This is a genomic window from Granulicella rosea (assembly GCF_900188085.1).
Classification (GTDB): Bacteria; Acidobacteriota; Terriglobia; order Terriglobales; family Acidobacteriaceae; genus Edaphobacter; species Edaphobacter rosea.
Map to the genome: position 1 here is coordinate 65,906 of NZ_FZOU01000007.1, position 12,752 is coordinate 78,657.

General features: G+C 64.5%; 12 protein-coding genes. 11 read left to right on the forward strand and 1 reads right to left on the reverse strand.

Annotated elements, in window-relative coordinates:
• Positions 1 to 38: 38 nt before the first annotated feature.
• From CHB87_RS17310 to CHB87_RS17330, 5 genes are all read left to right on the forward strand, one after another.
• Complete coding sequence (locus CHB87_RS17310; protein ID WP_176441835.1) at positions 39 to 2,333, forward strand: S9 family peptidase; 2,295 nt, start codon at positions 39 to 41, stop codon at positions 2,331 to 2,333.
• A 115-nt stretch (positions 2,334 to 2,448) separates the two neighbouring features.
• Entirely contained in the window at positions 2,449 to 4,047 is a 1,599-nt protein-coding gene (locus CHB87_RS17315) for an EAL domain-containing protein (protein WP_089409701.1), read from the forward strand.
• Positions 4,044 to 4,679: a hypothetical protein gene (locus CHB87_RS17320; RefSeq protein WP_245818058.1), complete on the forward strand. Its 636-nt coding sequence runs from the start codon at positions 4,044 to 4,046 to the stop codon at positions 4,677 to 4,679. Before CHB87_RS17315 ends, CHB87_RS17320 begins: the two co-directional genes overlap by 4 nt.
• A gap of 99 nt (positions 4,680 to 4,778) precedes the next feature.
• Positions 4,779 to 5,429 carry a DUF4230 domain-containing protein gene (locus tag CHB87_RS17325; RefSeq protein ID WP_089409702.1) on the forward strand — a complete coding sequence of 217 codons (651 nt, stop codon included), beginning with the start codon at positions 4,779 to 4,781 and terminating at the stop codon, positions 5,427 to 5,429.
• Between the two features lie 177 nt (positions 5,430 to 5,606).
• Positions 5,607 to 5,897: a hypothetical protein gene (locus CHB87_RS17330; protein ID WP_089409703.1), complete on the forward strand. Its 291-nt coding sequence runs from the start codon at positions 5,607 to 5,609 to the stop codon at positions 5,895 to 5,897.
• A gap of 14 nt (positions 5,898 to 5,911) precedes the next feature.
• Here CHB87_RS17330 and CHB87_RS17335 read toward each other — a convergent pair whose 3' ends face one another.
• Positions 5,912 to 6,469, reverse strand: a complete 558-nt coding sequence (locus CHB87_RS17335) for a hypothetical protein (protein ID WP_142988412.1) — start codon at positions 6,467 to 6,469, stop codon at positions 5,912 to 5,914.
• 64 nt (positions 6,470 to 6,533) lie between these two features.
• On the opposite strand from CHB87_RS17335, the gene CHB87_RS17340 reads away from it, so the two are divergent.
• The 6 genes from CHB87_RS17340 to CHB87_RS17365 all read left to right on the forward strand — a co-directional run bounded on the left by CHB87_RS17340 (position 6,534) and on the right by CHB87_RS17365 (position 12,740).
• On the forward strand, positions 6,534 to 7,577 hold the full coding sequence (locus CHB87_RS17340; protein ID WP_089409705.1) for an ACP S-malonyltransferase: 1,044 nt from the start codon (positions 6,534 to 6,536) through the stop codon (positions 7,575 to 7,577).
• Positions 7,578 to 7,654: 77 nt separating this feature from the next.
• A complete protein-coding gene (locus CHB87_RS17345) occupies positions 7,655 to 8,140 on the forward strand; it encodes a peroxiredoxin (RefSeq protein ID WP_089409706.1) in 486 nt (161 codons plus the stop codon).
• 200 nt (positions 8,141 to 8,340) lie between these two features.
• The gene (locus CHB87_RS17350; RefSeq protein WP_089409707.1) at positions 8,341 to 9,060 is read left to right on the forward strand and encodes a polysaccharide deacetylase family protein; all 720 of its coding nucleotides are present in this window, start codon (positions 8,341 to 8,343) and stop codon (positions 9,058 to 9,060) included.
• 79 nt (positions 9,061 to 9,139) lie between these two features.
• Positions 9,140 to 9,910, forward strand: a complete 771-nt coding sequence (locus CHB87_RS17355; protein WP_089409708.1) for a CPBP family intramembrane glutamic endopeptidase — start codon at positions 9,140 to 9,142, stop codon at positions 9,908 to 9,910.
• A gap of 66 nt (positions 9,911 to 9,976) precedes the next feature.
• Positions 9,977 to 11,065, forward strand: a complete 1,089-nt coding sequence (locus CHB87_RS17360) for a serine hydrolase domain-containing protein (protein ID WP_176441836.1) — start codon at positions 9,977 to 9,979, stop codon at positions 11,063 to 11,065.
• Between the two features lie 379 nt (positions 11,066 to 11,444).
• Positions 11,445 to 12,740: an MFS transporter gene (locus CHB87_RS17365; RefSeq protein WP_089409710.1), complete on the forward strand. Its 1,296-nt coding sequence runs from the start codon at positions 11,445 to 11,447 to the stop codon at positions 12,738 to 12,740.
• The last annotated feature ends 12 nt before the right edge of the window (positions 12,741 to 12,752 follow it).

A 12,752-nucleotide genomic window follows, 5' to 3' on the forward strand; every position in this document is an offset into this window, starting at 1 on the left:
GTGGATGGCCGCCGGTCCGTCCCTTGTACACTGGGCGGATGATGCGCATCTGCCGCCCCTTTTGCACGCTGACCGCGATGCTCAGCCTTTCGACCGCCGCCGCGCTCGCCCAGACTGCGACCCCGCCGCCGGCCGCCGATCCCGCGCATCTGACCGTCGACGCCGTGAACCGCAACCCCACCGGCCCGCCGCCGCGCGGCGCCGTCTGGAGTCCCGACGGACGGCTGCTCACCTGGATGGTCACCGCCAACCAGAGCCCTGTGCAGGACGGCCAGCCCATCGGCAGGAACGGCGACATCGTCCAGATCGAGGCCGCGACCGGCAAGGTCGGCGTGCTCGCCACGGCGCAGCAACTGGACGCGCTTGGCGCAGCCGCCATCGACGAGAAGGACCGCGACCATCGCGACCGCTACAAGATGTCCGCCTTTCTGTGGGCCGACGACTCCAAACACCTGCTGCTCGATAAGGGCGGCATGCTCTGGCTCTACGACATCGCGGCGGGCACGGGGACGCTGATCGTCGACACCCGCGCCGGCTCCGGCGACGACCCCAAGTTCTCGCCCGACGCGAAGTTCGTCTCCTACCTGCGCGACCACAATCTTTATGTGCATCCGGTGGCGTCCGACGGCAAACCGGGCAAGGAGATCGCGCTGACCGGCACGAAGCCATCCACGCTGCTGAACGGCGAACTGGACTGGGTGTATCTGGAAGAGCTGGACGCGCGCAGCAACTACGCCTGGTCGCCGGACTCGGCCAATCTCGTCTACCTGCAGATGGACGAGGCGAGGGTTCCGGTCTATCCGATCGAAGACTTCCTGCCCACGCATGCGACGCTGGACCAGCAGCGCTTTCCGCAACCCGGCGACGCGAACCCCGGCGTGCGCGTCGGCGTGGTCCCGGCCAGGGGAGGCAAGACGAGCTGGATCTCGCTGCCGGTGAGCCAGAACAACGACTACATTCCGCGGCTCGGCTGGGTGGACGCGAACACAGTCTGGGTGCAGTTGCTGACGCGCGACCAGAAGTCGCTGGGGCTCTACTTCGCGGACATCAAGTCCGGCGTCTCCCGCCTGGTGCATCGCGAGACCGACGCCAAGTATCTGGAGGACAACTACGACGTCATGCTGCTGCCGCACGGCCAGTTCCTGAACACCAGTTGGCGCGACGGCCACACGCATCTGTATCTCTACCAGTACGACGAGAAGCACCCGGCCGACCAGGAGGCCACGCTCGTCCGCCAACTGACGCAGGGCGACTACGAGGTGGAACTGACCGGCGCGCCGAAGGTTCTGGGCGAGGTTCCGGCCGTCTACTTCCTTTCAACCGAGGGCTCGCCGGTCGAGAACAATCTCTGGTCGATCCGGCTGGACGGCATGGGCAAGCGCCAGATCACCACCGGCCACGGCGTACACGAGCTCACGCTCGCGCCCGACGGCCAGCACTTCGCCGATATCTACGGCAATATGACCACCGGCGACGTCTACAACCTGTGCTCGGTCGCGACCGCCGCCTGCTCGCCCATGTGGCAGTCGAAGCCCTTCGGACCGGTCTCGGGCGTCAGCGCGACGATCGTCAGCGCGCTGGCCGCCGACGGCGTCACACCGCTCTACGGCACACTCTACGCGCCCGCCGGAACCGGCGCCGCGAGCATCCCCCTCATCGTGAACCCATACGGCGGACCGGTGCCGAACGCCGGTACGCGCAACGCCTCGCCCAACACCATGAGCTTCTTCAGCATGCTGCTGGCGCAGCACGGCTACGCGGTGCTGACGGTCGACAACCGCGGCTCCGGCGGGCGCGGGCGCGACTTCCAGCAGGCGGACTACCGCAACTTCGGCGCCGTGCAACTGGCCGACCAGCTCGCCTTCCTCGACCAGACACTGGCGAAGAATCCGCAGTTCGATCCGCAGCGCATCGGCTGGTGGGGCTGGAGCTGGGGCGGAACCTTCACGCTCTACGCCATGACCCACTCGGACCGCATCAAGGCGGGTGTCGCCGTGGCGCCGGTGACCGACTTCCGCAACTACGACTCCATCTATACCGAGCGGTACCTGGGCCTGCCCGCCGAGGAGAAGGCCGCCTACGACGCGGCGGCCGTGAAGAACGCCGCCGCGAACCTGAAGGGTCGCATCCTGATCGCGCACGGCACGGGGGACGACAACGTCCACGTGGCCAACACGCTGCAGTTCATCCAGCCGCTCATCCAGGCCGGCATCCCGTACGACCTGCAGCTCTTCCCGCGGCTGACGCATTCCATCGCCGGACTGGCCGCGCGGAACGAGCTCTTCAACCGGATTTTGTACCAGTTCGACACGTATTTGAAGCCGAAGCCATAGGGCGCGCACCGATTCGCTCCAACGAAATGCGACTCGATTCAGAGGAGGCTGGCATTTCGGGTTCCCCTGAACTCTCAACTGGACTTTACTTCCCACACGACATAGGCTTTGCAGCATGTCCATTGATCGGGAAGACCTTAGGGTCGCACTAGAACTCGATCAGCTTGTACCGCATTTCCAACCCATCGTCAGTGTGAGTTCGGGTGAGATCTGCGGATTCGAGATTCTCGCGCGCTGGCGCCATTCCTCCGCAGGCAACATCCGGCCTGACGTCTTTATCCGCATCGCGGAAGAGAGCGGCCAGATCGACCTTCTCACGCAGCGGATTCTGCGTAAGGCTTTGCGCGCGGCGCCCAAACTTCCCGCACCCTTGTTTCTTACCGTGAACCTCTCTACGATCCAGCTTCAGAATATGGAGCTGGCCACCGAGTTTGAGACCCTGCTCACGAACTCCGGATTTCCCGCCGAACGCCTGACTCTCGAGATCACCGAAACCGCCCTGATCGTCGATATGAAGCGGACCTCCGCGACCATTCACGCGTTGAAGTCGCTCGGTTGCCGGCTGGCGCTCGATGACTTCGGCGTGGGCTGCTCGAACCTCGAACAACTTCAGTCCCTGCCCTTCGACATGCTGAAGATCGACCGGAGCTTCGTCGACTCGATCGTGAAGAGCCGAAAAAGCCGCAAGATCGCCGCTTCCATCGTGGGGCTTGCCCGCAGTCTTGGCCTGACGACGGTTGCGGAAGGCATCGAAACCGAATCGCAGGCGGATATGCTGCTCTGGCTCGGTTGCCAGTTGGGCCAGGGCTGGTGGTACGGTCGCGCGGAGGCGGAGGACCAGATCACGCCGTTTCTCAACGCACCACGCCACCCCGCCGCGTCAGCGATGCCAAGACCCGGAGACAACTGGGCCGTATCCAGTCTGGAGGCGCTTCCGGCGCAGCGTCTGTCGCAGCTTCAAGCCATCTACGCGGGATCTCCCGTGGCGCTTGCCTTCCTCGATCGAAATCTCCGGTATGTCAGTTTGAACGAGCGGTATGCCGCGATCACGGGCCGCACCGTTCAAGCTCACCTCGGCCAGACCGTGGAGGAGATGGCTCCCGAGGTCTACCCGGAGTATGAGTCCTACTGTGAGCGAGCGCTGGGCGGCGAGTCCATCCACGAGGTGGAGATCAACTGGCCTCTGTCGGAGATCGGCCATAAGATTCAGACCGGGCTGGTCTCGCTGCAGCCCGCCTTCGACGAAGCCAACGAGGTGATCGGCATCTCGGTGGTCGTGATGGATGTGGCCAGGCTGAAGCGCAGGCTGGACGGAATGCTGGTGCGCGACAATCCGCAGCGCGACCTGGAAGATCTGGCGGCAAAAAAGGCCTGGACGATGGATGAAGTGGGTGACCGTGTGCCTTCGCGTGCCAACACCCGAAGCTCGGGTTGGCTCAGCGCCGTGCTGCCGGGCGCCTTGCGCATTGAGAATCTTGGCTGGCTGGAGGCGCTCCATGTCGACGATCTTGAACCGACCATGAAGGCCGTCAAGGAAGCCATGCTGACAGGGCGGCCGATCGACGTGGAGTACCGGGTCTCGGACCTGATTGGCGGATGGAAGTGGGTGCGCTCGCGTGGCTCCGCCCGCCACGGCGAGGACGGCGAGATTATCCGCTGGTATGGAAGTGTGCAGGAGATCGACAGGGCCAGCCGGAGTCCGTCGCCGGTATGAACGGCAACAGGAAGCGGCGCAACGGTTATCCTTGGAACATGCGCCGCTTCCTGTCGACCCTCGCCGCAGCCGTCCTTTTGATCGCACCCGCCGCCGCCGACGCCATCGAAGTCCGCGTCTCCCCCGAGGCGCTCGAGCGCACGCTGAAGGCGCAGCTCTTCTCCGGGCCGGACGGCCGCTACTTCCTCAAGGGCGACCCCACCACGCCCTGCCACGTCTACGGCGAGAACCCGCGCATCACCTTCAAGGACGACCGGGTCGTCGTCCACATCCACACCCACGCCAAGCTCGGCACGACGATCCACGGCTCCTGCATCGGCATCTCCATGACCAACGACGCCGACGTCAGCTTCATTCCCGAGGCGCAGGGCGAATCCGTCGGCTTCCGCGACGCGCGTATCGAGAGTCTGAGCGGCAACAAGGAGCTCGACTTCCTGCTCGTGCCCTTCCTCAGCCGCAAGCTGCCGCAGCAGATGAAGGTGAACGCCGCCGATCTGATGCGAACCCTGCTGGTGCAGTCGCCCAAGACCACCGGCTACACCCTGACGCTGAAGATGTTGAAGCTGCACTCCATGCTGGTGCAGGATAAGGCGCTGGTGGTTGACCTCGATGCGAATCTGAACGTCGAATAGGTGTCTTGACTTGTCATCCTTCGCGCAGCGGAGGATCTGCTTCTGTTTTAAATTCCGCCCAAGGCGCAAACCCGCCCCATCCCGAGCATCCAACAACCTATGACGACCCAGTACGAGACCGGCCGCGGCTCCTCCGGCCTTCTGACCTTCGTATTCGCACTCCTCCTCGGCGCCGTGGGCGTCGTGCTCTTCCTGCGGCACGCGACCACCGGCGCGATGGGCCGCATCGCCACGCTGATCGCCGGACGGCAGGAGAGCTTCGACACCTCCGTGCCCGTCGTCGTCAACAAGATTCAGAAGCTCAGCCGGCTCGAAACCGTCGTCTACTCGCTCGACACCGTCGTGGAGGGCCAGCGTTCGAATCCGCTCATTCCGGACATGCTCGCCGGCGACCGCATCCTGCTCGTCGTGCACGGCCAGTCGATCGCGGGCATCGACCTCGGCAAGCTGAAGCCCGAGGATGTCCGCATCGACCACAACAACCAGCACGCCATCCACGTCACGCTGCCGGCCTCCGAGCTCTTCGTCACGACGATCGACAACGAACACAGCCGCGTCTACGCGCGATCCACCGGGCTGCTGGTGCCGGTGGACCAGAACCTCGAATCCGACACCCGCGCCAAGGCGCAGTTGCAGCTTCAGCAGGCCGCGCTGACCGACGGCATTCTGGACGCGGCGCGCAAGAACGCCCGCGCCACGGTCGCCACGCTGCTCTACGGGCTGGGCTTCACGCAGGTCGAAGTCACGTAAAGCCTTTTGTTTGTCTCGGTCGCTGTCGCTTTGTTTGTCATTCCCGCAGGGAATCTGCTTTTGTCTTTGTATCTCCAGTCTTTTCTGGGCTGCGGAGTTCCCAATTCGATACCCCGCCGAGCCTCCCCGTTATGGTCATTTCACCTCTTTGCGCGTCTGGGGTATCATCCACACATTATGTCGTCGCTTCTGAACAACCTCTTCCACGGGCGCACCACCGAAGGCACACCGGCCAAGGCCGCAACCACCCCTGTTTCCGAACTCGTCGCGCAAAGCTGCGCGGAGGAGGCTGAAACCACGATGCTCAAGACGATCGGATGGATCTCCGCCGGACTGGGCGCGGTCGCCATCGGCCTGTTCGTAGGCCGCGAACTGCGCCAGCGCTACAAGTTCAACCGCCGCACGCCGTACGACTTCTACGCGCACTCGGGCGACTCCGAGGATATGGAGTTCGGCGTCGGCGTCTAAGTTTCGGCTCCCTTTCAATCGAAAGGGAGTTCGCCTTCGATCATCAGACGGAATCCCTCATCCGCTGTGCCATCGTTGGGCATAAACATCTGCTCCATTGGGAGATAGACCGCACTGCAGTTGTGGTCCCCCATATTCCGTGCGAATCGAGCGAGCGCGGCGTAGATCGCGCGCTTACTCTTCGGACCTTCTTTCCCATTCAATAGATCGATCGACGCCCAGGCGGTGTGCGCGAGCCATGCTCGCCGCTGCTCTGCCTTCGGGAGCCAAATCGTGAGATCCTTCTCACTCAGATCTCCCATATAACGCTGATTCGCTTGCACAACATGCATAACGAAGTCATCTGCCTTGATGAACGTGACCATCCCTTTCTGAACGATAAAGCGAGTTGAACCCTCACCCCGATGGAAGGGCGTCCGCAATCCTTTTTCGCCGGCGGCTTCCAGCTCCGCCTCGGTGAAGAAATGCGGTGATCGCAGAAGCAGTACGATGGACGGGAAAATGCTGTGATCTTCCTCTTTGTTATTTCGATTCCATAACATTGACCACAACCGGCGCAGATTCATGCCCATATTTTAAGGGCTCCCAGCGACCTGAGACCGCTGCCGCACCGATCATTTACCATCGGGTACGACGATGAGCGAGACCACCTTCAAACCAGCATTCCTCTTCCCGGGCCAGGGATCGCAGACGGTCGGCATGGGCCGCGAGCTCTACGACCGCTATCCCGCGGCCAAAGCCACCTTCGACGAGGCCGACGATGCGCTCGGCTTTTCGCTTTCCAAGCTGATCTTCGAGGGCCCCGAAGAGGTTCTGAAGCAGACCGAGCACACCCAGCCCGCCATCCTGACCGTCTCGGTCGCGGCCTACCATGTGCTGATGCAGCAGCTTCTGCCGCTGGGCGTGAAGCCCGCCTTCGCCGCCGGCCACTCGCTCGGCGAGTACTCGGCGCACGTCGCCGCCGGCACCTTCAGCTTCGCCGACGCGGTGCGGACCGTGCGCAGCCGCGGCCAGTTCATGCAGGAGGCCGTGCCCGCCGGCGTCGGCTCCATGGCCGCGATCCTCGGACTGCCGGCCGGAGAGATCGCCTCGCTCTGCGCCCAGGCATCGGACGAATCCACGGCGCTGCCGCCGTTGGACGAGATGCCTTCGGACTCGCAGCAGTCGCGCGACGTGGCCGCGCGCTCGATCGTCTCGCCCGCGAACCTGAACTCGCCCGAGCAGACCGTCATCTCCGGCTCGGTCGAGGCGGTCGCCCGCGCGGTCGAACTCTGCAAGGCAGCCGGCGCGCGCAAGGCGATTCTCCTCCAGGTCTCCGCGCCCTTCCACTGCGCGCTGATGCAGCCCGCGCAGGATAAGCTGGCGAGCGCGCTCGAAGGCGTGGTCTTCGACGATCCCTTCTACCCCGTCGCCTGCAACGTGGACGCGCGCCTGCTGAGCCGCCGCACCGATATCCGCGAGGCGCTGGTGCGGCAGGTGACCGGCTCGGTCCGCTGGGTCGAGTGCCTCAACCTGCTCGTCCAGCAGGGCGCGACGCACCTGGTCGAGATCGGTCCGGGCAAGGTGCTGACCGGCCTGACCCGCCAGATTCTCGGCAAGACGCCGCCGCAGATCTCGCTCAACGTCGAGGATCAGGCGTCGCTCGAAAAGACCATCGCAGCTTTTAGTCCCCAGGGCTAAAGCCCTGTTGCTTCCACCGTTTCTTCATGGGGCTGAAGCCCCATGCTTCCACCCAGGAACTTCGCAGGAGAGTAGACATGCCCGCACCCAACGTCGGCGACGCCGTCCAGAACTTCACGCTCAAGAACCAGGATGGCCAGGACGTCTCGCTGTCCGACTACGCCGCCAGCCCGGTGATTCTGTTCTTCTACCCCCGCGCCGATACGCCGGGCTGCACGATCGAGGCCTGCGGCTTCCGCGATACGTTCGCCAAGCTGCAGGCGGCGGGCGCGGTCGTGCTCGGCATCTCGCGCGACGATGTGAAGTCGCAGAAGAAGTTCGCCGTGAAGTACGACCTGCAGTACCCGCTGCTGGCCGACCCCGATATGAAGCTGATCGACGAGTGGGATCTGGTGAAGCCGAAGAACATGTACGGCAAGCTGGTGAAGGGCGTCGAACGCACAACCTACGTGATCGCTCCGGCGGACAAGGACGGCAAGCAGAGGTTGCTGCATGTGTATTCGAAGGTCAAGCCCGAAGGCCACGCCGAGGAAGTGCTGGCTTTGATCGAAGCGAATAAGTAGAGGTATCGCCGCCGCGCGCGAGACGCAGGTCCTTCGACTGCGCTGCGCTCCGCTCAGGATGACAGGCATTCGTTAGCGGAGCTATAAAACGAAGCTGCATGAAGTTTGTCATCCTGAGAACAGAAGCCTGTCATCCTGAGCGACGCGAAGGACCTGCGTCTGTCTTTGTTGTCTATCCTTCCCGCAGGGAATCTGCTTGTATGACCACGCCCGAAGCCATAGCCGCGACCGCCACTCTCGCCGCCGCAGCCGCGGGCGCGGCGGCCTACGCGAGCATGTGGCCCGCCTCGCAACTCTTCGGCGCGGTCGTAACTGCGGCCAAAGATCCGAACCAGTTCGCCCTGACCTACGACGACGGCCCCAACCCGGCCGTCACGCCGCATCTGCTGGATGTACTGGCCGCGCGCAACGTGAAGGCGACGTTCTTCCTGATCGGCAACTTCGTCCGGCAGGAGCCGGAGCTGACCCGCGAGCTGGCGCGCCAGGGACACCTCGTCGGCTGCCACACCATGACGCACCCGCACCTGCCGTTCTGCGGCGCGGCGCGCATCCGGCAGGAGCTGGCGGACTGCCAGTCATTGATTGAGGACACGATCGGGAAACCGGTCACGTGGTTCCGCCCACCCTTCGGCCAGCGCCGCCCGGCCGTGCTGCGCATCGCGCGCGAACTGGGGATGGCGAGCACGACCTGGAACATCATCGTCGGCGACTGGAACCCCATCCCGGCAGAGACGATCCTCGCGCGCATCGAGCGCGGCGTCGCACGCAACCGAGCACACGGTCGCGGCTCAAATATCTGCCTGCACGACGGCGGACAGGGCGGCCTCGGCCAGACGCGGATGCCCTCGGTCGAGGCGACGCGGCGGTTGATCGAGGCGCATCCCGAAGCCGGTTGGGTGACGCTCGATGCATGGCGATAGCGTCCGCAAGAGGACGCTACAGAGAGCTTTAAACTTGCAGCCATAAGCCGAGAGCTCCGGAAGACCGTACTATACGGCTATGACTCCGGAAACCCTGCCCTACGACGCGCCGATCTTCGCGCCGCCAAGCCATCCGACGCCGGACAAGCGGATCGCCCCGTGGCAGCACACCGTCGCCGTGATCCTGCTGCTCGTCGGCTGGGCCGTGGGTGGGCATGCGACCAGCCGCATGATGCCGGGACGCGCGCACTGGGTCACCTATCTTTCGAGCATCATGATGCAGTGGATGTTGCTCGGAACCTGCGTCGCCGGGGTCTACGGACGCGGCGAGTTCTTCGCGCGGACGCTGCGCCAGAACGCGCGCCGGTGGGACTTCGAGATCCTGCGCGGCATCGGGCTTTACTTCTGCCTGCTCCTGATCTTCGGCACGGGCGGCGCGCTGCTGCGTCGCATGGCGCCGCGCGCGGGCTTCGACTCCACCCGCGTCCACGCCATGATGCCGACGAACCACTGGGAGCTGGCGATGTGGGCCTTCGTGGCCTTCAGCGCGGGCTTCTGCGAGGAGCACGTCTTTCGCGGATACCTGCTGCGGCAGGCGATCGCATGGGGCGAGCGGCTCGGCGCGCCGCGCCTCGTCAGCATGGCCGTCTCCGCCGTGGCGACGTCCGTGCTCTTCGGCAGCCTGCATCTGTACGAGGGCTTCGGCGGCGCGATCCTGATCACGCTGCTCGGCATCGCCTTCTGCGCGGTGAGCCTCAAGACAGGCAATCTGCGCGTGGTCATCGTCGCGCATTTCCTGCAGGACTTCATCGCGGTCATCGCCATGATGAGCCATCACGCGCCAAGATAGCAGCCGGAACTTTGCGGGAGAACGCTGCGTATGGACCTGCAGCCGACACCCCCAAAGGAATCTCCCATGCGCCTTCGCTACCTTGCCAGCCTGCTCTGCCTGACCACCGCAGCCTTTGCCCAGACCCTGACGCCCCGCCAGCAGCTCGACCGGAAGGCGCCCGGATGGTTGAAGCTGTACGACGTGCCCAGCGTCTCGATTGCGTATATCGAGCACGGCAGAATCGCCTGGACCGCGGTCTACGGCGAGCAAAGTCCGGGCGTTCCGGCCACGACCGAGACGCTCTACAACGTCGCCTCGCTGACCAAACCGATCACGGCGGAGATCGTGCTGCGGCTGGCCGCGCAGGGCAGGCTGTCGCTCGATGAGCCGATGGCGCCGGTGTGGCTCGACCCGGATCTGCTCGGGCCGGATGGGCAGCCGCAGCCTTGGGCGAAGCTGCTGACGCCGCGCCTCGCGCTCTCGCACCAGACCGGCTTCGCCAACTGGCGGCGGATGACCGGCGGCAAGCTGACGATGAAGTTCGAGCCCGGCACGCAGACCAGCTACTCCGGCGAGGGCTACAACTACGTCGCGCGCTTCGCGGAGAAGAAGACCGGCGAGCCGTGGGAGCAGCTTGCGCAACGGCTCGTCTTCGACCCGCTGGGCATGAAGAGCACGGCCTACTCGCCGCGTCCGTGGTTCGCGGGGCGCGTGGCCGAGCCGCACGGTCCGGCCGGGGAGGCCGCCCCGAAGCCCGCCACAAGCTGGAACGGCGCGGACCTGGTCGAGACCACCGCCTCCGACTACGCCCGATTCGTCATCGGCGCCATGAACGACACGGCGCTGACGCCGGAGCTGCGTAAACAGCGCGTGACCAGCACACGCAACCAGGTCGAGCAGGCCGACGCCGACAAGCTTTGCTCCGCCAACGCGCCCGAGCTTCCCTGCCACGTCGCCGCCGGCATGGGCCTTGGCTGGCAGGTCTTCGACATCAACGGCACGGTCGTCGTCGACCACGGCGGCAACGACTGGGGCGTGCGCACCCATGTCTTCTACCTGCCCGCCACGCAGACCGGCGTCGTGATGCTGACGAACGGGGAGAACGGCAACAAGGTCTATCGCGAGGTCACTCGGCTGCTCTACGACAATCCGCTGTACGTGGGCACGTTGTAGAGGCAAGGCTTTGAGAGCTTGTTGAATATCGGTCTTGCTTAAGGGCACGGCTTGAGCCGTGCCGTAAATGCGTCGTGAGCAGCGCGGCTTTAGCCGCTGAGGTACGCTTTTCGTTCCGTGGCAGCTCGAACAAAACCGTACCCCGGCGGCTAAAGCCGTATTCGGGGCGGGGCGCGCGGCATGGCTCAAGCCATGCCCTTAACAAGACGCCGTTCTTGCTTGACGCCATCGCTCGGCATGAATCGGCGCCGGCACTTCCATCGAGCCGTCGCATTTCCTGTTTCGACACGGATATCAGCTACCTGATATCCGCGCCTCAAATATTCCCAAAAATACTGCACTTTTCGCATCCTTGTGCGTTAGCATGGATCCAATCTCCATGTCATCCACACAGGAAACAGACGCCCAAATTCCGGCAGCCGTCCTTGGCGCCACCGTTCCGCCAGAGCCCATGAGCATGGGCGCGGTGCTGCGCGTCGACGCCATGCGCCGCCTCTGGTACGCGCAGATCGTCTCCACCTTCGGCGACTTTCTTGCGCTCTTCGCGGTCATCAACGTGCTGACCTTCAAGCTGCACGGCACGCCGCAGCAGATTACCGGCGTGCAGATCGCGTACACCGCGCCGATCGCCGTGCTGGGCATTCTGGCCGGAGTCTTTATCGACCGCTGGTCGCTGAAGCCGACGCTGGTCGCCAGCGACTTTCTGCGCGCGCTGCTGGTGCTGCTGCTGCTCTACGCGAACAACGTCTGGGCGTTCTATGCGATTCTCGCGGCCATCAGCGTGGTTTCGAGCTTCTTCGGACCGGCGCAGGGCGTGGCGATTCGTTCGATCATTCCGATGCACGGGCTGCGCTCGGCCAACGGCCTGATGCAGCAGGTGATGTTCGGCATGCGCATCGTCGGCCCGGCGCTGGCGGCGGTGATCGTTGCGAATCTCGGTCCGAAGTATTGCTATTGGGTGGACGCGGCGAGCTTCATCGCCAGCGGCAGCCTGATCGCATCGCTTGCGCTCAGCCGTCCCGCGCCGGCGCCGGGCGATGCGCCGAAGAAGCCGCTGGGAATCGGCAGCGTGCTGGACGACATGCGGCAGGGCATGAGCTTCATCTTTCACCATGCCGGCCTGCTCTTCGTCATTCTCGCGCTGGCCGCGGGCATGTTCGTACTGGGCTGCTTCGGCCCGCTGATCGCGGTCTATGTCCGCGATGCGCTGCATGCGAGCACGAAGGTCTATGGCGCGGCCTCGGCGATGATCGGCCTGGGCATGCTGGGCGGCGTGAATGTGCTGAACTCCGTCGGCAAGAACCTGAAGAACTCCGTGCTGGTCTACGCCGGGCTGGGCGGCATCGCGGTGGGGCTCTGCCTGCTGACGGCGTTCGCCACCATCCCAACGACGGTGCTTGGCAATCTCATCATCGGCTTCTCGGTCTCGGGCATCGTCATTCCCTCGAACACGATGATTCAGCAGGAGACCCCGGCGGCGCTGATGGGCCGCGTCGGCTCGACCGTGATGAGCCTGATCTTCTCGGCGCAGATCGCGGGGCTGATCCTGAGCGGCCTGCTGGCGAACCACATGGGCGTGCGGCAGGTCTTCGCCGTGTGCGCGGTGATGCTGTTCGTGCTGATGGCGGCGGGCAAGATGTTCATGGAGCCGAAGGAGCCGGCGGCGGCTGCGTAACTTCGAACTGGA